Source organism: Burkholderia sp. SR8 (assembly GCF_052851275.1).
Genome location: NZ_JAULUC010000023.1, coordinates 26,248 through 47,895, shown reverse-complemented (window position 1 = coordinate 47,895; position 21,648 = coordinate 26,248). Strand labels below are relative to the sequence as shown.

Genomic DNA, 21,648 nt, shown 5'->3' with positions numbered 1-21,648 from the left:
GCCACACAATCGTTTTTTGATTGCACACAAAAATTTACTGTGTGATTCTTGATCCCATCTTTGTATGAATCCGGCGTGCCGAAGGAGAGAGCGTCATGGCGAACGTCGCCATCGTGGGTGCAGGTTTCATCGGGCTCGGCGCGGCGGCCTGGCTGCAGCGCGACGGCCATCGCGTCACGCTGTTCGATCCGGCCGGCGTCGGGCAAGGCGCGTCGTTCGGCAACGCCGCGACGTTTGCGCCGTATGGCTGCGTGCCCGTCAACGGCCCGTCCGTGTTCCGCGACATCCCGCACTTCCTGTGCGCCGCCGACAGCCCGCTGCGCATTCGCTGGCCTTACCTGCTGCGCGGCGCACCGTGGCTCGCGCGGTTCCTTGCCGCCTCGATGCCGGCGCGTCACGTGCGCAGCGCCGCAGCGCTGGCCGCGCTGCTGTCGCGCGCCGCCGACGGCTATGCGCCGCTGCTCGCGTCGTCGCGGCTCGCTGCCTATGTGCGGCCGCGCGAGTGCCTGTATCTGTACGCGCGGCAGGCATCGTTCGACGCCGCGCAGCCGTCGCTTGCGCTGCGACGCCGGTTCGGCGTGCCGTTCGACACGCTCGACGCGAGCGCGATTCGGCGGCTCGAGCCCGCGCTCGCGCCGATCTTCGCGCGCGGCGTGCTGTTCCATGGCAGTTGGCATTTCTCCGATCCGTGCGGGTTTCTCGCCGCCCTGTTCGCGCATCTGGCAACGGATGGCGCGACGCTCGAGCGCGCGCAGGTCGACCGGATCGAGCCGGCCGGCGACGGCGTGAACCTGCATGCGGGACCCACGGTGCGCAGCTTCGATCACGTGGTGATCGCCGCCGGTGCGCATTCGCGCGCGTTCGCCGCGGCGTGCGGCGACACGGTGCCGCTCGACACCGAGCGCGGCTACCACGTGCAGTTCGGCGCACCCGAACCGGTCGTCACGCGGCCGGTCGGCTGGGCCGAACGCGGTTTCTACATGACGCCGCTCGACGAAGGCCTGCGCGCGGCAGGCACCGTCGAACTCGGCGGCTTCGACGCGGGCATGAACCGCTCGCTGATCGCGCTGCTCACGCGCTCCGCACGCGAAGCGCTGCCGTCGCTCGGCACGCCGACGCGCAGCTGGCTCGGCTTCCGGCCGACGCTGCCGGACGGCGTGCCCGTGATCGGACGCGCACGGCGCAGCGAGCGCGTGATCCATGCATTCGGCCACCAGCATCTGGGCGTCACGCTCGCCGGCATCACCGGGCGGATCGTCGCCGACCTCGTCGCGCAGCGCGCGCCGCCGCTCGACCTCGCACCGTATCGCGCCACGCGCTTCCGACGCGCGCCGCATCTTTCACCCTGCAAGGAGGCATCATGAATCGTCGTAACTGGCTGGCATGGCTGGCCGTCTGCTCGATCGGCACGGCCGCGGCGTCCGCGCAGGCCGCGGACCCGGAAACCATCAAGATCGGCTTCGCCGGCCCGCTGACGGGGCCGGTCGCGCGGGTCGGCAAGGATCTGCAATACGGCGCGCAACTCGCGCTCGACGAGGAGAACGCGAAACATCCGACCGTCGGCGGCAAGCCGGTGCGCTTCGTGCTCGACGTTCAGGACGACCAGGCCGATCCGCGCATCGCGATCCAGGTCGCGCAAAAGCTCGTCGACGACGGCGTGGTCGGCGTGATCGGGCACTACAACTCGGGCTGCAGCATCCCCGCGTCGGCCGTCTACAAGCAGGCGAACGTCGCGATGATCACGCCCGGCTCGACCAATCCGCAGCTGACGATGCAGGGCTTCAAGAACGTGTTCCGCACGATGGGGCACGACGGCGTCGGCGGCGTGGTCGCCGGACGCTTCGCGGTCGAGCAGCTGAAGGCCAAGCGGATCGGCATCATCGACGATCGCACCGCATTCGGCCAGGGGCTCGCGGACGCGTTCGAGAAAGGCGTGAAGGACGCGCACGGCAGCATCGTCGGCCGCGAATACACGAACGACAAGGCGGTCGATTTCCGCGGGATCCTGACGACGATGAAGAGCAACAACATCGACCTGCTGTTCTTCGGCGGTCTCGACGAGCAGGGCGCGATGCTGGTCAAGCAGATGCGCTCGCTCGGCATTCGCGCGCAGCTGTTCGGCGCCGGTGCGCTGAAGAGCAATGCGTTCGTGAAGATCGCCGGCACCGCGGGCGAAGGCACGCAGGATCTCGAACCCGGCCCGGCGCTCGACAAGCTGCCGTCGGCCGTCGCGTTCGCGCAGCGCTACAAGGCGCGCTTCAACCAGGACGTCGAGCTGTATGCGCCATTCGCGTACGACGCGGCGCTCGCGATGATCGCGGCGGTGCACAAGGCCGATTCGGCCGACCGCGGCAAGATCGTCGCGAGCCTCGCGGGCGTGTCCGTCACCGGCGTGACCGGCAAGATCTCGTTCGACGAACGCGGCGACCTGATCAAGCCGCCCTATACGCTGTTCCGCGTCGAACAGGGGCAGTGGCACAGCATTCGCACGGTCGGCGGCGCGTCGAACTGATCGACGCCGGGCAGCCCGGGAGCAGGCGGCGTCATCGCGCCGTCTGCTGCCGCTGCACTTCCTGCGCCTTCATCTGCAGATACGCGCCGCGCTCGACTTCGTGCAGTTGCTGCGGATACTGCTCGGTCGCATCGAACCAGCGCGCGAGGCGCTGGTCGAGCGGCTTGTCGAGCGTCGCGAGATACGTGTCGATCGCGAGGTAGTAGCGCATCGTGTTGCGCTCCAGCAAGCCGCGTACGCCGCCGATGTATTGCGGCTGCGCGGCCGCTGCACCGCCGACGGTCGTGAACCCGACCTTGTCGCTGCCGACCGTCGCGAGGTAGGTCTTCATCGCCATGCGGCCGACCGTGCCGAACCCGTATGAATACGTCAGATGCAGGAACGTGCGCGATGCGCCGACCGGCACGGCCTCCAGCGCGATCCGGTAGTCTTTCGTGCCCATCGGGCCGCTGTCGGCGGTCAGGTCGACCTGGAAGTAGTCGCGCGTCGCGGCGGCCACGCGATAGCGGAACTGCACGCGATAGGTGTCCGACAGCTTCTGCTCGATCTTGCGGCCGACGTTCACGTCGAGCACCGGGCCGTCGGTGCCGGCAGATGCATGACAGTACTTCGTGTTCAGGTGCAGGATCAGCACCGCGCACCAGTTCGCGGGGCCCTGCGCGGGATCGTTGAGCTTGCCGTTCACGACGGAGAACGGGTAGTCGACGACCGCATAGATATCGCCCTTCAGCGACGACGATGCCTCGGACGATTCGAGGTACAGCGGGCGGTGAAACGGGTTGTTCTTCAGTTGCTCGCCGAGGCTGCGATAGCGGTCGAGCAGCGCGGCCGCGCCGTCCGCGCCGAACGACAGCGCGCTCCAGCCGACGCAAAACGCGGCAATGACGGTGTGCCAGGCGCGGCGTGCACGGTGCCGTGCTCGCAGGTGTGCGGATGTCTCCATTCGTGTTCTCCAACGAGGTGCGCGATCGTTGCGGCCCGTGCCGTTAGCGGATAAACCGTCAGACCGCGATCCGCACCGTGGCGTTCCGTTCGATTCGTACGCAACCGCTCGTGCGTCCCTGTCGTGCGTCCCTGATCGTGCGTCCCTATTTGTCAGCCGAAAACGCAGTCGACATCTGCCGTGCCCGCTTCACGTCGTCTCCGTGCAGATAGATCGACGTCGTCGAGATCGACGCATGCCGCAGGTTGTCGCGCACCGTCGTCAGCTCGGCGCCTCGCGCGAGCGCATGCGTCGCATGCGTGTGACGCATCCAGTGCGGGCTCGCCTGCCGCAGCTTCTGCGCGAGCGCCGGGTTGTCGTCGTCGACGCGCGCGGCCGTCTGCGCGAAGAAACGCTGCATCACCTTCCACAACCGCACGCTGGTGATCCCGGCCGCGCCGTCTTCCGCGAGACTCGGAATCAGCGGCGTGTCCGGCCGCCAGCGCACCGGCGTCACCGGCAGCCGCCGCGCGACCAGATAGCGGTCGAGCGCCGTGCGCGCGAGCGGCGGCAGCGCGACGCGTGCCGCCTTGCCGCCCTTGCCGATCACCTTCAGCCACGCGTCGCCGTGCGCATCGGTCTCGATGCCGCCGAGCGTCGCGCCGACCAGTTCGCTCGCGCGCAGCCCCGTCGCGTAGCCGAAATCGAGAATGAAACGCAATCGTTGCGCAGCGGCCGGCGTCCAGCCGGATGGCGGTGCGCCGGTCGACGCCGGCTTGCGAAACTCGAGCCCGTCCGCGATGGTGCGCACGAGCAGCCACTCGCCTTCGGTGAACGCATGCGACGTGTCGAGCGCGTTCGCGCCGCGCGTGTCGCGCACCTTGACGCCCGCGAACGGATTCGCGAGCAGGTAGCGCTGCTCGATCAGCCAGCGGAACAACGCGCCGAGGACCGACAGCGTGTACGCGGCCGAACGCGCGGACAGCCCGCCCGAAAACGGCCGCCAGTCCGGCGCGCCGCGCGGGCGCACGGGCCCGACCCAGCGCTCGTGCGGCGTCGGGTTGCGCAAGAACGCGCGATACGCGACCGCATCCTCGGTCGTCAGCGACGACAGCGCCCGCCCGCGCTCGACGATCGCCCACAGAATCAGCCGCTCGGCCTCCTTCCGGTACGCGCGGCGCGTCGCGGCCGATTCATGCAGCGACAGCCATGCCTGCACGGCCGCGTAATCGTTGTCCGCGTCGAGCGTGCTCGTGGCACGCGGCGCACGAAACGTGCCGGCCGACCCGTCGACTTCGTGCGGCAGCTTCAATTGCTCCCACGGCACGATGCCGCTGCGCGGCGTCGCCGCGATCAATGCGCGCGCCCGCTCGGTAAGGTCGGGATGTCCAGAAAAGAACGCCTCGATATGCCGCGCGCTCGCGACGCCGAGCCCCGCGATCGCGCGCCACCACTGACGCCGGCGCGGAATCCGCACGGTCAGGTCGGCGAGCGTCGCGATTCCGTGCGCCCGCAGCGCGACGACCGCGCGCGCCGGCAGCCACAGGCCGACATCGTCGCCGATCTGCGGCACCGCGGGCCGCGCATGGCGCAGCAGGCCGATCGCGTCGGCCGCTGCCTTGGCCATCTGCATGCGTTCGCCGTCGGCGTGGCCGAGCTGCTCGACCAGATCGGGCCGCCCGGCCTGCCGCGCGACGCGCACGACGCGCCGTCGAATTGCGCCGATCACGCCGCGCGCGGACCGCCCTTCGCCGAGCCGGTCGGGCAGATAGCGCTCGACGGCCTGGCGCACGGTCATGCCCGCGTACCACGCGCGCAGCGCGGCCAGTTCGTCGGCGTCGGGAAAGCCTGCGGGCGCAGGCGCGGGATCGGAAGAAGGCGGTAAGGCGAGGCGCGGTGTCATGGGCGCCAGTTTGACAGAAGCGCGAGCGGCCGAAAACGGCGGCGGCCGCCGAAAATGCCGGCACGATGCCGGATGCTGCCGGCATCGCGCCAACCTGTCGGCCAAGGCAACCGTCAGCCTGCAACGGGCGTACGCCGCACCTCGGACAGGTAGATGAGGATCAGCGACACCCACACGATCCCGTACAGGAACATGAAGCAGGTCGTGCGCACGCGCAGCAGGTCGAGCAGCACGCCGAACAGGATCGGCAGCAGGAAGCCGCCGAGCCCGCCCGCGAGGCCGACGATGCCGGTGACGACGCCCATGTTGTCCGCGAAATCGTCGGCGACGTACTTGAACGTCGACGCCATCCCGAGCGCGAACACCGCACCGAGCACGAAGGTCAGCGCGACGAAGCCGGCCACCGGCATCGCGACGTTCAGCGTCGCGGTGCCGTCGATCGTGTGGATCGCGAAGTCGGTCGCCGGATACGACAGCAGGAACAGCGCGATCCATGCGACCCACAGCCCCCACCACGTGACCGCATGCGCGCCGAAGCGGTCGGACAGCGCGCCGCCGAGTGCGCGCAGCACGGAGCCCGGCAGCGAGAAGCCGGCCGCGAACGCGGACGCCATCACGAGCGACATCCCGTATTCGTTCTTCAGGTACTGCGGGATCCACAGCGACAGCGCGGTGAAGCCGCCGAACGTGATCGAGTAGTACTGGCACAGCCGCCACACGCGCGGATCGCGCAGCACCTTGAACGATTCGAGCCACGAGCCGCCGCGCTTGCCCGCGCCCGGATCGGGCGCCGACGCGAACCAGAAGATCGCGGCCGTGACCAGCAGCGCGATCGCATAGACGCGCGGCACGAAACGCCAGCCGTATGCGTCGAGCAGCAGCGGCGTGACGAACAGGTTGACGGCCGCACCGACCGTGCCCGCGCCGAACACGCCCATCGCGAGCCCGCGCCGCTTCGGCGGGAAGAAGCGCGCGACATACGGCGTGCCGACCGCGAACGACGCGCCGACGCAGCCGAGGAACAGCCCGATGAACAGGAACTGCCACAGCTGCGTCGCGTAGCTGACGATGTAGACCGGAATCGCGCACACGACGAGCAGCACCGTCATCACGATGCGCCCGCCGAAGCGGTCGGTCCACGTGCCGAGCGGCAAGCGCATCAGCGCGCCGGTCAGCACGGGCGTCGACGTGAGCAGCCCGAACTCGGTGCCGTTCAGGCCGAGATCGGTGCGCAGCTGCACGCCGAGCACGCCGAACATCATCCATACGACGAAACACACCATGAACGCGAACGTGCTCGCGGCGAGCACCGACCACGCGCGCAGCGGAACGGCCTGCGAATCCGCAGCCACGCCGACGTTACCTTGCTGAGTTGCCATACGCAAAACCCCGTTTCATTGGACGAGCGGCCCGTTCGCGCCGTCGAAGGTCACGCCTTCGAGGCGCGCGCCGCCCGCGAGTATCGCCACGTATTGCCGCATCGCCCGCTGCCGCACGCGTTCCGACAGGTAGGCGGCGATCTGGCCTGCCGCTTCGTCGAACGGCACGGCGTCGCCCGGCACGCGGCGCTCGATGCGCACGATGTGGAAGCCGAAACGCGTGTTGACGAGTTTCGGCAGCACGCCGAGGCCGTCGGTATCGAACAGCGCGGCCTCGAATTCCGGCACGGTGTCGCCGCGCAACAGTTGCCCGAGGCTGCCGCCGACTTGCGCCGACGGGCAGTTCGACGACGCGCGCGCCACCGCTTCGAACGTATCGGGCGCGGCGACCACGTCGGCGAGCGCACGTTCCGCGCGCTGCCGCAGCGGCGCGAGCGGCACGCGGTCGGTCACCGCGAACAGCACGTGGCTCGCGCAGACGATGTCGCCGCGTCGAAAGCGCGCCGGATGCTGCGCGTAATAGCGCTCGCAGTCGGCACGGTCGGGTTCGGGCACGTGCGTGAGTTCGCGTTCGAGCAGCGCGTCGACGGCCGCGTCGTCGAGCGGCGCACGTTCGTCGAGCAACGACAGCGACACCGCGCGCTGCCGCAGCAGCTCGCGCACCGCGAGCGCATGCCGTGCCGCATCGAGCGGATCCGGCGCATCGCCGTGATGCTCGGCTTCGGCTGCGATGGCCTCGTCGTCGATCGCGACGCCGTTGATCGTCAGCGGCGCCGTCACGGTTTCGGAGAGAACGTCGTTCATGCGGGCTCCTCAGCGCTTGCGCACGAGCTGGTACGGCCGGATCAGGTACGCGACGGATGCGATGCCGCTCCAGATATGCACCATCCGCGTGAACGGCGACACGAGGAAGATCGTGAAGCCGAGCAGGATGTGCAGCCGGTACGTGAGCGGCACGCCGACGAGCAGGTTCGCGATGTCCGGCCGGAACGTGACGACGCCCTTCACGTAGTCGGTGAGCTGCTCGAACATCACGCCGTCCATGTGGCGCGTCGACAGCACGACGGTGCCGAGCCCGAGCGCGAGCTGCACCCACAGCATCAGCACGATCGCGATGTCGGACGTGCGGCTGTTCTTGCGGATGCGCGCATCGCCGAGGCGGCGCCAGATCAGGATCGTCAGCCCGACGATCGCGGCGACGCCGGCCGCGCCGCCCGCCACCATCGCGACGAGCTGGTGCGCGGACGCCGACAGGAACGGCGACACGAGCCAGTGCGGCGCGAGGAAGCCGCCGAAGTGGCCGAGCACGACGACGAGCACGCCCCAGTGGAACAGGTTGCTGCCGAGCCGCAGCATCCCGTGGCGCAGCAGCTGCGACGAATCGCTTTTCCACGTGTATTGCTCGCGGTCGAAGCGGATCAGGCTGCCGACCAGCAGCACCGCGACACAGATGTACGGGTAGATCCCGAACAGGAACTGATGCAGATATGCGTTCATGTGTTTCCCCAGTTGGGCCCGCGCTTACGCGCCGCGGGCCGGCCGCTTGTCGTGGAACCGGACCGTCTGCTCGGCCGGTGTTGCAGCGCCGACGAAGCGCACGGCTTCGTCCGCATACGACGCGTCGAGCGCGCGGTAGTCGTCGGCACTCGGCCTCTCGGCGGCGACGTCGTCGTCCGCGGCGGCCGGCGCGTCGGCCGGTGCGAGCCCCGCCATCGGCAACAGCGCGCCGACGACGAAGCTGTAATGGCTGCCGCGCTGCGCGAGCTGGCCGGCCAGCGCGCGCAGGATGTCGCCGGTCTCGGCGAGCAGGTTGCGCGCATCGGCCGCCGGCAGCCGCGACAGATATTCGAGGAACACGGGCAGGTAGTCGGGCAGTTCGCCCGCGTTCAACGTGAGCCCATGCCGCTCGTACATCTGCAGCAGGTCGACCATCGCCTGTCCGCGATCGCGCGATTCGCCGTGCACGTGCTCGAACAGGTGCAGCGACGTCGCGCGGCCGCGATCGAACAGCGCGACGTAGTTCTCCTGCAGCGTCAGCAGGTCGCGCTCGCGCACGTACGCAAAGAACCGGTCGAGCCCGGCGCGCACCGTCTTCGGCAAACGCGCCGCGTCGCGCAGGTGGGTCTCGATCGAATCGAGCACGTCGACGAGCGCGTCGTCCGGATAGTCGAGCAGCATCGCGAACGCCGCATAGGTCGGATCGGGTGCCGTGCTCATCGCGATACCTCGCGGATCGGAATCGTCCGTGTGCCCTTCTCCTTCTTCGCGCTGAACAGGCTGGCCGACGAACGGCCGTCCGAACAGCCGTTGCCGAACGAGAAGCCGCACGACGAACGCAGGTCGTACGCGTTCTCCGCATACTCGCGGTGCGTCGTCGGGATCACGAAGCGATCCTCGTAGTTCGCGATCGCGAGATAGCGGTACATCTCCTCGACCTGCGCGAGCGACAGCCCGACCTGGTCGAGCACGCCGCGCGCATCGATGCCGTCGACGTGGCGCGCGCGCATGAACGCACGCATCGCGAGCAGCCGCTCGAGCGCGAGCTTCACGGGCGCCTCGTCGCCGGCCGTCAGCAGGTTCGCCAGATAACGCAGCGGAATGCGCAGCGATTCGACGTCCGGCAGGTAGCCGTTCATCCCGAGGTCGCCGCTGTTCGCGGCCGCGTTGATCGGCGACAGCGGCGGCACGTACCAGACCATCGGCAGCGTCCGGTATTCCGGATGCAGCGGGAACGCGATCTTCCAGTCGATCGCCATCTTGTAGGTCGGCGAACGCCGCGCGGCGTCGATCCACGCAGCCGGCACGCCGTCGCGCTCGGCCTGCGCGATCACGGCCGGATCGTCGGGATCGAGGAACAGCGACAGTTGCGCTTCGTACAGATCCTGCTCGTTCTCCGCGCTGGCCGCTTCGCCGATCCGGTCGGCGTCGTACAGCAGCACGCCGAGGTAGCGGATGCGGCCCACGCAGGTTTCCGAGCACACCGTCGGCTGGCCGGCCTCGATGCGCGGATAGCAGAAGATGCACTTCTCGGCCTTGCCGCTCTGCCAGTTGTAGTAGATCTTCTTGTACGGGCAGCCCGACACGCACATGCGCCAGCCGCGGCACTTGTCCTGGTCGATCAGCACGATGCCGTCTTCCTCGCGCTTGTAGATCGAGCCCGACGGGCACGCGGCGACGCACGCCGGATTCAGGCAGTGCTCGCACAGGCGCGGCAGGTACATCATGAAGGTGTTCTCGAACTGCCCGTAGATCTCCTTCTGCACGTTCTCGAAGTTGTAGTCCTTCGCGCGCTTCTCGAACTCGCCGCCGAGGATTTCCTCCCAGTTCGGTCCCCACTCGATCTTCTCGAGCCGCTGGCCGCTGATCAGCGAGCGCGGCCGCGCGACCGGCATCGCGCGCGTGTTGCCGGCTTCCTGCAGATGCCCGTAGTCGAACGTGAACGGCTCGTAGTAGTCGTCGATCTCGGGCAAATGCGGGTTCGCGAAAATCTGCGCGAGCAACCGCCACTTGCCGCCGAGACGCGGCTCGATCCTGCCGTCGGTGCGCCGCTGCCAGCCGCCGCGCCAGCGGTCCTGGTTCTCCCAGTCCTTCGGGTAGCCGATGCCCGGCTTCGTCTCGACGTTGTTGAACCATGCGTATTCCATCCCTTCGCGGCTCGTCCACACGTTCTTGCAGGTCACCGAGCAGGTATGGCAGCCGATGCACTTGTCGAGGTTCAGCACCATCGCGATCTGTGCGCGTACTTTCATGATGCTTCTCCTTCGCGTACAGCCTGTGTTGTCGGATCGGCCGCGGCGTCTTCCCCGTCGAGCCAGTCGATCCTGTTCATCTTCCGCACGATCAGGAACTCGTCGCGATTCGAGCCGACCGTGCCGTAGTAGTTGAAACCGTACGACAGCTGCGCATAGCCGCCGATCATGTGCGTCGGCTTCAGCGCGATGCGCGTGACCGAGTTGTGAATGCCGCCGCGCGTGCCGGTGATTTCGGAGCCCGGCGTGTTCACGATCTTCTCCTGCGCGTGGTACATCATCACCATCCCCGACGGAATCCGCTGGCTCACGACGGCCCGCGCGCACAACGCGCCGTTCGAGTTGTAGCACTCGATCCAGTCGTTATCGACCACGCCGATCGCCTTCGCGTCGTCCTCCGACATCCACACGATCGGGCCGCCGCGCGACAGCGTCAGCATCAGCAGATTGTCCGTGTACGTGCTGTGGATCCCCCACTTCTGGTGCGGCGTCAGAAAGTTCAGCACGCGCTCGGGGTTGCCGTTCGAACGCTTGCCGACCATGTGCTCGTAGCTGCCGGTGTCGATCGGCGGCTTGTACACGCACAGCGACTCGCCGAACGCGCGCATCCACGCGTGATCCTGGTACAGCTGCTGGCGGCCCGACAGCGTGCGCCACGGCACCAGCTCGTGCACGTTCACGTAGCCCGCGTTGTACGACACGTGCTCGGATTCGATCCCGCTCCACGTCGGCGACGAGATGATCTTGCGCGGCTGTGCCTGGATGTCGCGGAAGCGGATCTTCTCGTCCTCGCGCGCGACGGCCAGATGCGTGTGATCGATGCCGGTGATGCCGGACAGCGAACGCCATGCCTTCACCGCGACCTCGCCGTTGGTTTCGGGTGCGAGCGCGAGAATCACCTCGGCCGCGTCGAGCGCGGTGTCGATCCGCGGGCGCCCTTGCGCGGCGCCGTCGGCAACCTTGTAATTGAGTTCGCCGAGCAGCTTCACTTCGTCCTTCGTATCCCAGCCGATGCCCTTGCCCGCATTGCCGAGCGTGTCCATCAGCGGGCCGAGCGACGTGAAGCGCGCATACGTGTTCGGATAGTCGCGCTCGACCGCGATCACCGCCGGCATCGTGCGGCCCGGCACCGGTTCGCATTCGCCGCGCTTCCAGTCCTGCACGTCGAACGGCTGCGCGAGCTCGCCCGGCGTATCGTGCGCGATCGGCGCGAGCACCACGTCGCGTTCGACGCCGAGATGTCCATCGCACAACTCCGAAAAGCGCTTCGCGATGCCCTTGAAGATCTCCCAGTCGCTTTTCGATTCCCACGCAGGATCGACCGCCGCCGACAGCGGGTGGATGAACGGGTGCATGTCGGACGTGTTCATGTCGTCCTTCTCGTACCACGTCGCGGTCGGCAGCACGACGTCCGAATACATGCAGGTGGTCGACATCCGGAAGTCGAGCGTGACGAGCAGGTCGAGCTTGCCGCGCGGTGCGTCGTCGCGCCACGTCACTTCGTCGGGGCGCGCGCCGCCCGTCGCGCCGAGGTCCTCGCCTTGCACGCCGTTGGTCGTGCCGAGCAGGTGCTTCAGGAAATACTCGTGGCCCTTGCCCGACGACCCGAGCAGGTTCGAGCGCCACACGAACAGGTTGCGCGGGAAGTTGTCTGGCGCGTCCGGGTCCTCGCACGCCATCTTCAGCGTGCCGGCCTGCAACTGTCGCGCGACGTCGGCACCGGCCTGCGACGGGTCGCCCAGGCTCGCGCCGACCTTCAGCGGATTCACCGCGAGCTGCGGCGCGGACGGCAGCCAGCCCATCCGTTCCGCGCGCACGTTGTAGTCGATCGGCGAGCCATGGAACTGCGTGCGGTCCGCGAGCGGCGACAGCAGCGCGCCCGGGTCCATCGTGTCGTAGCGCCACTGGTCGGTGTGCGCGTAGAAGAACGACGTCGCGTTCATGTGCCGCGGCGGCCGGTTCCAGTCGAGCGCGAACGCGAGCGCGGTCCAGCCCGTCTGCGGACGCAGCTTCTCCTGGCCGACGTAATGCGACCAGCCGCCGCCCGGCTTGCCGATGCAGCCGCACATGATCAGCATGTTGATGATCGCGCGGTACGACATGTCCATGTGGAACCAGTGGTTGATCCCCGCGCCGATGATCACCATCGACTTGCCCTGCGTCTTGTGCGCGTTCTCCGCGAACTGCCGCGCGACCGCGATCACGTCCGCGCGCTTCACGCCGGTGATCGTTTCCTGCCACGCCGGCGTGTACGGCAGATCGTCGTCGTAGCTCGCGGCCACGTCGCGCCCACCGAGCCCCTGGTCGAGCCCGTAGTTCGCGACGAACAGGTCGTAGACGGTCGCGACCAGCATGTCGCCGTTGCGCGTCGCAACGCGCCGCACGCCGATCCGGCGCGACAGCGTCGAGCCGTGGCCGGTCGAATTGAAGTGCGCGTGCGGCTGGTTGCCGAAGTACGGGAACAGCACGTCGACGACGTCGTCATGCTCGGCCGTGCACGACAGCCGCGGCGACAGCGCCGCGCCCTTCGACGTCTCGCCGCGCAGGTTCCACTTGCCCTTGTCGGCGTCAGCCTGCTGCCCCCAGCGGAAACCGATCGAGCCGACCGGCACGACGAACTCGCCGTTCGCGTCGTCGATCATCACGGTCTTCCAGTCCGGATGCGCGGCCTCGTCGAGCGCATCGTCGAAGTCGGACGCGCGCACGAGGCGCTCGGGCACGTAGCCGTCGCCGTGCGGGACGAGACGCACGAGCGCCGGCATGTCGGTATAGCGCTTGCAGTAATCGATGAAGTAGTCGCTCTTGCCGGCCAGGTGGAATTCCTTCAGGATCACGTGGCCCATCGCGAGCGCGAGCGCCGCGTCGGTGCCCTGCTTCGGATGCAGCCACAGGTCGCCGAACTTCGCGCCTTCCGAGTAGTCGGGAAACACCGACACGACCTTGGTGCCGCGATAGCGCGCCTCGACGAGGAAGTGCGCGTCGGGCGTGCGGGTTTGCGGGACATTCGAGCCCCACATCATGATGAACGTCGAGTTGTACCAGTCGGCCGATTCCGGCACGTCGGTCTGTTCGCCCCAGGTCTGCGGCGACGCGGGCGGCAGGTCGCAATACCAGTCGTAGAAGCTCAGGCATACGCCGCCGATCAGCGACAGATAGCGCGAACCGGCCGCATACGACACCATCGACATCGCCGGAATCGGCGAGAAGCCGACCACGCGATCGGGGCCGTAGCGCGCGACCGTGTAGACGTTGGCGGCCGCGACGATCTCGTTGACCTCGTCCCAGCTCGCGCGCACGAAGCCGCCGAGCCCGCGCCGGCTCTGGTACGAACGCCGCGCATCGTCGTCCTCGACGATCGAGCGCCATGCGTCGACGGGCGCAAGCGTGCGGCGGCGTTCGCGCCACAGCTTCACGAGTGCGCTGCGCACCATCGGATGCTTCAGGCGGTTCGCGCTGTACAGATACCAGGAGTACGAAGCGCCGCGCGAGCAGCCGCGCGGTTCGTGGTTCGGCATGTCGGGGCGCGTGCGCGGGTAATCGGTCTGCTGGGTTTCCCACGTGACGATCCCGCCTTTCACGTAGACCTTCCACGAGCACGAACCCGTGCAGTTCACCCCATGCGTCGAGCGGACGATCTTGTCGTGCTGCCAGCGCAGCCGATAAGCGTCTTCCCATTTGCGGTCTTCGTCGGTGACGGCACCGTGGCCGTCGGAGAAGGTTGGCCTCGTGGTGGAGAAATAACGCAATCTATCCAGGAAATGGCTCATGGGGATCTCGTTTTTCCGGTCTTTTGGCAGACCCTGATTATTTAAGGAGGTGAAATACCGGTTGTAAAGGACGATCGGATTCGACTTGATTCGACCGTATCCGGCCCTTTCGCCCTTTTCGTCCGGGTCCAATGAATTGTCTTTCGGATCGACATATCACGGCTTGATACAAATCACGGTATCGTTCATCGGCGCGCAACGGCGCTAAATGGGGACGGGGGCGTCGATGCCGCGCGGTGGGGAATCGGGTGGCCGATACCCGGTTTCGCTCCGGCGGCTTCTCCGCAAATCGCGACGCCGGACAGCGCCCGTATTGAATGGCGCCGGGCGATGCCGGTAATGCCCGCCGGAATCGCCGGCCCGCACGCGGCCCGCTGTTTATCGGAGACCGCGAAACGCATTCGACATATTCGGGCCGGCGCTCGAGCGCACCTTTACATATAAGAACCGCATTTTTGTGACATTGCGATTTTTCACGGCGATTGTCTTCGCGACGGCGGTATCGTCCGGAAAGGAGGCTGTGCCGCTTTCTCGTTGCACAACCGGTGCCGCCTGCGCGTTCTCTGCAACTGCCATCACGCGAGGAGGACTACAGGCATGCTGCCCGAGGAAAGCGGTGCGAGGAGGAATAGGCCGGCCAGATGAAGGGCGCACCGGCGTGGGCGCACATTCGGCAGCCGTTCGACCGACGGGGAGGGCTGAAGGTGCTGAAGGTGCGGAAGATGCCGCAAGTGCCCAAAGGGCTGAAGGTGATGAATGCGGCATCGGCGCGGCCCAGGATGCCAATCTCGCGGGTACCGGATGCCGCACGCACCGGAAGCGGAACGAAAGCCGACGCGCCTGCGGTACCGCAACGCTCGGCGTCGCCGTCGCATCAAAACCGGCGATGCACGCCGTCACCCGTCGCCTGTCCGCCCCGGGTCGAGCATCGCGACGAACGCCGCGACACCGGCGATCAACGCGACCGCACCGCCGCGCAGCGCAGTCGCTTCGTCGAACAGCAAGCCGGTGACGACGGCCATCATCCCCGCGAGCGATACGAACACGGCAATCGCCGCGACGACGATCCGCGACTGTCGACGTATCATCGCGCGCGCCGCGTCACGCCGCCGCGGATGCCGGCACGCCGGCATCGCCGCCGCGAATCAGCAGCACCGGGCAGTTCGATCCGCGCACGAAGCGCTCGGCGACGCTGCCGAGCAACACGCGGCTGATCCCGCGCCGCCCATGCGTGCCGACTACCGCGAGATCGATGTCACGCTCCTTCACGTAGCGCTGCAGCCGTTCCGCGATGTCCTCGCCGATGCTTTCGGTCTCGACCAGTTCGCCCTCGCCTTTGGCGCCGGCCAGCGCGATCGTCCGTTCCGCGTCGAGCAGCACCTTGCGGCCGTCGTCGCGGATTTCCTCGACGAGCGCATGCGGGTCGAACCGGCCCGCGTACGTGAACAGCACCGATTTGTCGACCACATACACCGCGTCGACGTGCGCGCCGGACGCCCGCGCGACCTTCAAGGCCTCGGCAAGCGCCTGCTTCGACGAAGCGCTGCCGTCGACGGCCACCATGATCTTCTCGTACATGCGAACCTCGTTGGGGTGAGCGGCCGCGCGCGGTAGCGCGTGCGGCCATGTCGTCATCATCGGCGGATCGCGCACCCGCAGCTTGACGACGGTCAAGGTTCGCCGGAGCCCGGCCGTGCGGCAAAGCGCCGCGCAATCGACGCCGCACGACCGGCCGCGGACGCGAACCGAGCGGGCCGCCCGCCGAAGGCGCTATCATCGGATATCCGACCTTCGTCCGGCCCCTTTTTGCCGGCTCACTTTCAACTCGCTCAACCGACATGACAACGACTACCGAACGCGTGGACGGCGCCGCCCAGCATCTCGTCGCCGCCCGCCATGCCGGCGTGCCCGGCCCGCTGCTGCCCGACGCCTTCCGCCCCGAGAGCGTCGATACCGCGCTGGCGATCCAGCATCGCGTCGCCGACCTGCTCGGCGAAGCCATCGGCGGATGGAAATGCGCGTTGCCGCCGCCCGATCGCGTGATCGTCGCGCCGATCTTCGCGTCGACGATCCGCGAAGCCGATGCGCCGTACCGCGTCGTCGGCGGCCCGATCGTGCGGATCGAGCCGGAAATCGCGTTCGTGCTCGATCGCGACCTGCCCGCCCGTGCGCGGCCGTACGTCGAGACCGACGTGCGCGCAGCGATCCGCGAGGTGCGCATCGTGCTCGAGGTGCTCGGCTGCCGCTATGCGGAGCCGGCGCGCGCGTCGAAGTTCGAGCTGCTCGCCGACGGGCAGTTCAACCAGGGGCTGTGTGTGGGGCCCGTCGTGCCCGACGGCCTGAACGTGCCGCTCGAAACGCTTGCGCTGTCGTTCGACGGTGCGCTGAATCGCACGATCGACGGCCGCCATCCGGACGGCGATCCGCTCAAGCCGCTCGTGTGGCTCGTGAATTTCCTCGCATCGCGCGGCGACGGCGTGCGCGCCGGCCAGATCGTGACGACCGGCTCGTATGCGGGCGCGATCGAAGTGCCGCTCGGCGATGCGCTGACGGTGCGCTTCGGCGAGCTCGGCAGCCTGTCGGTGACGCTGACGGCCTGACGTTCGGCGGCGGAGCGCATCTCTCGCCGTCCGCGTGCAGTGCCGCGTGCGCGGTCGACGCCGGATCGCCGCCGTCGGTCGACACCGGCGGCCGACGCCCGCGATCGGTCGGCGCGCTGCGCGAATCGTGCGCAGCACGCACGGCCGGCGCCGCGCGAACGGCGCCTGCGCGCGGCGCGCCATGCAGCAGGCCGGCACCGCGTGATACCGTTGCACATGGCCCGTCACACGCGCAACCCGCGTTCACTCCCGTCATTCGCCATGCCGCCGACACCGTTGCCCGCCCTGCTGGACGAAGTCCTGCGCACCGTCGACCGCCGCTTCCGGCTGCCGCCGCTCGTGCGTGCGGCGTCGCTGACCGACGCCGCGAATCCGGCCACCGTCATCGCGGTCGTGATCGAGGAAGCGCGCCGGATGCACGCCGACGGCCGAGCACCCGACCCGGCGCTGCAACACCGCTTCGTCAGCGCGCTCGCGCGGATGATCGGCGATGCGATGAACCCGCACGCCGGCGACCCCGCGTTCCAGGCCGCGGTATTGCGGCATCGCGCGGCCGCCGTACGCGAATACGCGTCGCTCGCCGCGCATGCCGAGCAGGATCGCCGCACGCTGCGCTCGGCCATCAACACGATCGCGCATCCTGCGCGGCTCGAACGCCATGCGCAGGCGTGGCAACGCGAGCCGCTCGCGCGGCTGCATGCGGCCGCGGCCGGCGCGTCGTGGAACGAAGTCGATGCGGCGCTGCGGCACCTGCTCGCGCAATCGGAGATGGCCACCGACCGCGCGTTCGAACAGGACATCGTCAAACTGAAGGACAGCCCCGCGCTCGCCCGGCTGCAGCGCCTCGATGCATTGTCGCCGGATCCGGACGTCCGCCGGTACCGCACGCTGTGGGGACGCCAGGGCCCGCTCGTCGGCAGTGCGCTGGCCGTCGCGCAAGGCGTCACGTCGCAGCAGCGCGGCGCCGCCGTCGAGGCGCTGGCCGCGCAGGCGCTCCACGCACTGGCCGCGCAACTCGATGCGCAGGATGCAGACCGCACGTATCGCGTGGTCACGTCGATGCGCGTGCCCGCATCGATTCCCGGCAAGCACGACCGCGCGAAGACGGAGTGGGATGCGGTGCTGCTCGAACGCGCACGCGGCGACGACCCATCGGCCGCGTGGCACGTCCGGTTCCTCGTCGAGGCGAAGGCGTCCGCGGATGCCGCGACGACCGATCTGCCGCGCCTGCTGCGCGGCTTGACTCTCCTCGCGCAAGCCGACGCGAACACCGTCTATGCATTCGACGCGCGCGAAGGCACGGTACGCCTGCACGGCGCGTCGCTGCACGCGCTGACGACCGACGACGCGGCCCTCCAGCGCGAAGTGCTGTATTGCTGCGACGCGTCGGCCGATCCGGCACCGCGCCTGCTCGGTGCGGCAAGCCGCATGCAGCTGCTGTCCGCGCCGGCAAGCCTCGACTATGCGAGCGCGCTGGCACAGCACCACGATGCCGATCTGCACGTCCTTAACGTCGTCTGGCACGCACTGCTCGAACTGCCGTCATGGCGCACGGTGCTGCATCAATACGAATCGCTGCGGCAGGTACGGGCGTTGATGGTCGGTGTCGACGATCTGATGGCGGCAATCGAAGGCGACGTGGGCGACAGCGTCGCGAACGATGGCTGACGCAGGCGCGCCGATTCGCCGGTGAAACGGGCCGCCGCAGATTGCCGCGCGGCGTTCGCGAAACCTGACGAACAGGATACCGAAGCAAAGTCGAACGCAGCCGACCGGCATGCACGGCCGGCGCGACGCAGTCCGCCGAAGCCGGCCCGCGCCGCCGCCGCGTTACATCGCTACACCGTTACGCCTGCACGAACGCCAGCAGGTCCGCGTTCAGCACATCCGCATTGACCGTCAGCATCCCGTGCGAAAAGCCCGGATACGTCTTCAGCGTGCCGTTCTTCAGCAGCTTGACCGACTTCAGCGCCGAATCGGCGATCGGCACGATCTGGTCGTCTTCGCCGTGCAGCACGAGCGTCGGCACCGAGATCGACCGCAGGTCATCGGTCTGGTCCGTTTCCGAGAACGCCTTGATGCCTTCGTAGTGCGCCTTCGCGCTGCCGATCATCCCCTGACGCCACCAGTTCTGGATCACGCCCTGATGCACGACCGCGCCGGGCCGGTTGAAACCGTAGAACGGGCCGGACGGCACGTCGAGGAAGAACTGCGCGCGATTGTCGGCGAGCGCCTTGCGGAAGCCGTCGAACACGTCGAGCGGCAGGCCTTCCGGGTTCGCGTCCGTCTTCAGCATCAGCGGCGGCACCGCGCTGACCAGCACCGCCTTCGCGACACGGCCGGCCGGCTCGCCGTGGCGGGCCACGTAGCGCGCCACTTCGCCGCCGCCGGTCGAGTGGCCGACATGCACCGCATTGCGCAGGTCCAGCGCCTCCGCCACCGCGAATGCGTCGGCCGCGTAGTGGTCCATGTCATGGCCGTCGGACACCTGCGCCGAGCGGCCGTGGCCGCGGCGATCGTGCGCGATCACGCGATAGCCTTTCTGAACGAAGAACAGCAGCTGGGCATCCCAGTCGTCGGAAGACAGCGGCCAGCCGTGGTGGAACATGATCGGCTGCGCATCCTTCGGGCCCCAGTCCTTGTAGAAGATGTCGACGTTGTCCTTCGTGGTGATGTACGGCATGGCGGTAGGCTCCTTTGGGGTGGATGAACATCGCGTGCCGGCCGACGCCCGGAAGGCGTCGGCGACGAACGGCGGCGCGGTGGCACATCGCGCCGGTCGACGCTGCACGCCTCGTTGTAGCGGAAATCCGCGTCCGTGTCATGAAGCCGATGACCCGTTGGCGTCGATCCCGCCGCTGCGGACGGCTGTAACGCAACTAACCATGCTCGTCGCCATGCACGGCATCTCCTGCGTCAGCCGTCCGTCGACACGGTCAGGGCCTCCCACGCGCGAATCTCGTGTTCCAGCGCGGTCCATTTCTCGCGCACGAGCCGAAGCGCATCGCTGCCGAGCAGCAGATGCGCGGGCGGATGTTCGGCGTCGATGATCGCCAGCATCGCGCGCGCGGCCTTGGCCGGGTCGCCCGGTTGCCTGCCGCTTTTCTCCTCGCGCGCCCGGCGGATCGGATCGAAGATCGCGTCGTAATCGGCAATCGAGCGCGGCGTGCGCGTCATCGACCGGCCGGCCCAGTCGGTGCGGAACGAACCGGGCGCGACGGCCGTCACCGCGATGCCGAACGGCGCGAGCTCCTTGCCGAGCGTTTCGGAAATGCCTTCCAGCGCGAACTTGCTGCCGCAGTAATACGCGATGCCCGGCATCGTGATGTGGCCGCCCATCGACGTGATGTTCAGAATGCGGCCGCGCCGCCGCTCGCGCATGAACGGCACGACGGCCTTCATCATCGCGACGGCGCCGAACACGTTCACGTCGAACTGCCGGCGCATCTCCGCGAGCGGCGACTCCTCCACGATGCCTTCGTGCCCGTAGCCGGCGTTGTTCACCAGCACGTCGACGGGCCCGACGCGCGCCTCGATGTCGGCGACGACGCCGTCGATGCGCTCGAAGTCCGTCACGTCGAGCACGCGCCCGATCGCGGCCCGCGGCGACAGCGCTTCGAACGCCTGTCTTGCCGCTTCGCTTCTGACGGTGCCGACCACCGTACGACCCGCGGCCAGCGCCGCCTCGGCGAGCGCGCGACCGAAGCCGCTGCTGACGCCGGTGATGAGCATGATGTTTCCGGATGCCATGTGAGCTTCTCCCGAATGTCGATCGAAGCGTGCATACTAGTCTGACCCACGACGCCGAATAAGGCCGATTCCGCTGATTTTCTTGCACAAAACTATGAGCACCGCGCCGTCCTCGCCCCGATCGCCCGCGCTGCCCGCGTGCGGCCGCGAACGCCTGATCGCGCTGCTGCATGCGTTGGCGCCGGACGAAGGCTACAACCTGACCGCGCTGCCGAGCGTGCGCATCCTGCGTTCGAACCGCGCGCTGTCGCGCACGCCGGTGCTGTACGACCCGGGCATCGTGATCGTGTGCCAGGGCCGCAAGCGCGGCTATTTCGGCGGCGAACGCTATCTGTACGACGAGGACCACTATCTGGCCGTGTCGGTGCCCGTCCCGTTCAGCATGGAAACCGACGCAACAGCGGAGCGTCCGCTGCTCGCGCTGTATCTGCACCTCGATTTCACGCTGGCGGCCGAGCTGGCCGAGCAGATCGATCGCGTGGGCATCGCCGAATCCGTACAGCCGCCGAAGAGCATGATGTCGACGCCGATGGACGATGCGATGCAGGCGACGGTGCTGCGTTTCGTCGATGCGATGCATCGGCCGCTCGAAGCGGCGGTGCTCGGCCCCGCACTGCTGCGCGAACTGTATTTCCGCGTGCTCACCGGCGCGCAGGGCAGCGCGATGCGAAGCGCGCTCGCGATGCGCGGACAGTTCGGCCGGATCGGCCGTTCGCTGCGGCTGATCCATGCCGACTACGCGCGCTCGCTCGACGTCGCGCGACTGGCCGCCGAAGCCGGGATGAGCGTGCCGAGCTTTCACAGCCACTTCAAGGCGATCACGCGGGTGTCGCCGATGCAGTACCTGAAGTCGACGCGGCTGCATCAGGCGCGCCTGTTGATGGTGCGTCAGGATCTGAGCGCCGAGGCGGCCGCCCATGCGGTCGGCTACACGAGCCCGTCGCAGTTCAGCCGCGAATTCAAGCGGCTGTTCGGGTTGACGCCCGCGCAGGAGGCGACGCGCATGCGCGCGCAGTTCGCGATTCCGGCGGCGTTCGACGATGCGGTGTACGTGTCGTCGCATTGA

The 21,648-nt window shown here is 68.2% G+C and carries 17 protein-coding genes; 5 read left to right on the top strand and 12 right to left on the bottom strand.

Annotated elements, in window-relative coordinates; translation table 11 throughout:
* Positions 1-95: 95 nt before the first annotated feature.
* Both Q3A80_RS24700 and Q3A80_RS24695 read left to right on the top strand, forming a co-directional pair.
* Positions 96-1,364, top strand: coding sequence for an NAD(P)/FAD-dependent oxidoreductase (locus tag Q3A80_RS24700; RefSeq protein ID WP_446331490.1), 1,269 nt, complete (start codon positions 96-98; stop codon positions 1,362-1,364).
* Positions 1,361-2,512, top strand: a complete 1,152-nt coding sequence (locus Q3A80_RS24695; protein ID WP_446331489.1) for a branched-chain amino acid ABC transporter substrate-binding protein — start codon at positions 1,361-1,363, stop codon at positions 2,510-2,512. Before Q3A80_RS24700 ends, Q3A80_RS24695 begins: the two co-directional genes overlap by 4 nt.
* Positions 2,513-2,543: 31 nt before the next feature.
* Here the strand turns inward: Q3A80_RS24695 and Q3A80_RS24690 are convergent, their stop codons facing one another.
* The 10 genes from Q3A80_RS24690 to Q3A80_RS24645 form a co-directional block, all read right to left on the bottom strand.
* Positions 2,544-3,455: a hypothetical protein gene (locus tag Q3A80_RS24690; protein WP_446331488.1), complete on the bottom strand. Its 912-nt coding sequence runs from the start codon at positions 3,453-3,455 to the stop codon at positions 2,544-2,546.
* 145 nt (positions 3,456-3,600) lie between these two features.
* Entirely contained in the window at positions 3,601-5,337 is a 1,737-nt protein-coding gene (locus Q3A80_RS24685; RefSeq protein ID WP_446331487.1) for a phage integrase family protein, read from the bottom strand.
* Between the two features lie 113 nt (positions 5,338-5,450).
* Positions 5,451-6,716: an MFS transporter gene (locus Q3A80_RS24680; RefSeq protein ID WP_446331486.1), complete on the bottom strand. Its 1,266-nt coding sequence runs from the start codon at positions 6,714-6,716 to the stop codon at positions 5,451-5,453.
* Between the two features lie 15 nt (positions 6,717-6,731).
* Entirely contained in the window at positions 6,732-7,520 is a 789-nt protein-coding gene (locus tag Q3A80_RS24675; RefSeq protein WP_446331485.1) for a peptidylprolyl isomerase, read from the bottom strand.
* Positions 7,521-7,529: 9 nt separating this feature from the next.
* Positions 7,530-8,213, bottom strand: a complete 684-nt coding sequence (gene narI / locus Q3A80_RS24670) for a respiratory nitrate reductase subunit gamma (protein ID WP_446331484.1) — start codon at positions 8,211-8,213, stop codon at positions 7,530-7,532.
* 24 nt (positions 8,214-8,237) lie between these two features.
* On the bottom strand, positions 8,238-8,933 hold the full coding sequence (gene narJ / locus Q3A80_RS24665; RefSeq protein ID WP_446331483.1) for a nitrate reductase molybdenum cofactor assembly chaperone: 696 nt from the start codon (positions 8,931-8,933) through the stop codon (positions 8,238-8,240).
* Positions 8,930-10,465, bottom strand: a complete 1,536-nt coding sequence (narH, locus tag Q3A80_RS24660; RefSeq protein ID WP_446331482.1) for a nitrate reductase subunit beta — start codon at positions 10,463-10,465, stop codon at positions 8,930-8,932. The genes narJ and narH overlap by 4 nt, the downstream gene beginning before the upstream one ends.
* The gene (locus Q3A80_RS24655; RefSeq protein WP_446331481.1) at positions 10,462-14,232 is read right to left on the bottom strand and encodes a nitrate reductase subunit alpha; all 3,771 of its coding nucleotides are present in this window, start codon (positions 14,230-14,232) and stop codon (positions 10,462-10,464) included. Before Q3A80_RS24655 ends, narH begins: the two co-directional genes overlap by 4 nt.
* Positions 14,233-15,128: 896 nt before the next feature.
* Positions 15,129-15,320 carry a DUF2964 family protein gene (locus tag Q3A80_RS24650; protein WP_446331480.1) on the bottom strand — a complete coding sequence of 64 codons (192 nt, stop codon included), beginning with the start codon at positions 15,318-15,320 and terminating at the stop codon, positions 15,129-15,131.
* Between the two features lie 13 nt (positions 15,321-15,333).
* Positions 15,334-15,810, bottom strand: coding sequence for a universal stress protein (locus tag Q3A80_RS24645; protein ID WP_446331479.1), 477 nt, complete (start codon positions 15,808-15,810; stop codon positions 15,334-15,336).
* 260 nt (positions 15,811-16,070) lie between these two features.
* Between Q3A80_RS24645 and Q3A80_RS24640 the strand changes: the two genes are divergently transcribed.
* Positions 16,071-16,832 carry a 2-keto-4-pentenoate hydratase gene (locus tag Q3A80_RS24640; RefSeq protein ID WP_446331478.1) on the top strand — a complete coding sequence of 254 codons (762 nt, stop codon included), beginning with the start codon at positions 16,071-16,073 and terminating at the stop codon, positions 16,830-16,832.
* A gap of 261 nt (positions 16,833-17,093) precedes the next feature.
* A complete protein-coding gene (locus Q3A80_RS24635) occupies positions 17,094-18,500 on the top strand; it encodes a 3-deoxy-D-arabino-heptulosonate 7-phosphate synthase (RefSeq protein WP_446331477.1) in 1,407 nt (468 codons plus the stop codon).
* A 178-nt stretch (positions 18,501-18,678) separates the two neighbouring features.
* Here the strand turns inward: Q3A80_RS24635 and Q3A80_RS24630 are convergent, their stop codons facing one another.
* Together Q3A80_RS24630 and Q3A80_RS24625 are read right to left on the bottom strand one after the other, a co-directional pair.
* Positions 18,679-19,515 carry an alpha/beta fold hydrolase gene (locus tag Q3A80_RS24630; protein WP_446331476.1) on the bottom strand — a complete coding sequence of 279 codons (837 nt, stop codon included), beginning with the start codon at positions 19,513-19,515 and terminating at the stop codon, positions 18,679-18,681.
* A gap of 233 nt (positions 19,516-19,748) precedes the next feature.
* Entirely contained in the window at positions 19,749-20,582 is an 834-nt protein-coding gene (locus tag Q3A80_RS24625; RefSeq protein WP_446331475.1) for an oxidoreductase, read from the bottom strand.
* 94 nt (positions 20,583-20,676) lie between these two features.
* Here Q3A80_RS24625 and Q3A80_RS24620 point away from each other — a divergent pair, with 94 nt between their 5' ends.
* Entirely contained in the window at positions 20,677-21,648 is a 972-nt protein-coding gene (locus Q3A80_RS24620; RefSeq protein ID WP_446331474.1) for an AraC family transcriptional regulator N-terminal domain-containing protein, read from the top strand.

Coding starts and splice junctions, on each gene's coding strand:
- Q3A80_RS24650 (WP_446331480.1), bottom strand. CDS start 15,320: ATGATACGTCGACAGTCGCGGATCGTCGTCGCGGCGATTGCCGTGTTC.
- Q3A80_RS24620 (WP_446331474.1), top strand. CDS start 20,677: ATGAGCACCGCGCCGTCCTCGCCCCGATCGCCCGCGCTGCCCGCGTGC.
- Q3A80_RS24645 (WP_446331479.1), bottom strand. CDS start 15,810: ATGTACGAGAAGATCATGGTGGCCGTCGACGGCAGCGCTTCGTCGAAG.
- Q3A80_RS24640 (WP_446331478.1), top strand. CDS start 16,071: ATGACAACGACTACCGAACGCGTGGACGGCGCCGCCCAGCATCTCGTC.
- Q3A80_RS24635 (WP_446331477.1), top strand. CDS start 17,094: ATGCCGCCGACACCGTTGCCCGCCCTGCTGGACGAAGTCCTGCGCACC.
- Q3A80_RS24685 (WP_446331487.1), bottom strand. CDS start 5,337: ATGACACCGCGCCTCGCCTTACCGCCTTCTTCCGATCCCGCGCCTGCG.
- Q3A80_RS24695 (WP_446331489.1), top strand. CDS start 1,361: ATGAATCGTCGTAACTGGCTGGCATGGCTGGCCGTCTGCTCGATCGGC.
- Q3A80_RS24700 (WP_446331490.1), top strand. CDS start 96: ATGGCGAACGTCGCCATCGTGGGTGCAGGTTTCATCGGGCTCGGCGCG.
- Q3A80_RS24655 (WP_446331481.1), bottom strand. CDS start 14,232: ATGAGCCATTTCCTGGATAGATTGCGTTATTTCTCCACCACGAGGCCA.
- narI (WP_446331484.1), bottom strand. CDS start 8,213: ATGAACGCATATCTGCATCAGTTCCTGTTCGGGATCTACCCGTACATC.
- narJ (WP_446331483.1), bottom strand. CDS start 8,933: ATGAGCACGGCACCCGATCCGACCTATGCGGCGTTCGCGATGCTGCTC.
- Q3A80_RS24630 (WP_446331476.1), bottom strand. CDS start 19,515: ATGCCGTACATCACCACGAAGGACAACGTCGACATCTTCTACAAGGAC.
- Q3A80_RS24675 (WP_446331485.1), bottom strand. CDS start 7,520: ATGAACGACGTTCTCTCCGAAACCGTGACGGCGCCGCTGACGATCAAC.
- narH (WP_446331482.1), bottom strand. CDS start 10,465: ATGAAAGTACGCGCACAGATCGCGATGGTGCTGAACCTCGACAAGTGC.
- Q3A80_RS24625 (WP_446331475.1), bottom strand. CDS start 20,582: ATGGCATCCGGAAACATCATGCTCATCACCGGCGTCAGCAGCGGCTTC.
- Q3A80_RS24690 (WP_446331488.1), bottom strand. CDS start 3,455: ATGGAGACATCCGCACACCTGCGAGCACGGCACCGTGCACGCCGCGCC.
- Q3A80_RS24680 (WP_446331486.1), bottom strand. CDS start 6,716: ATGGCAACTCAGCAAGGTAACGTCGGCGTGGCTGCGGATTCGCAGGCC.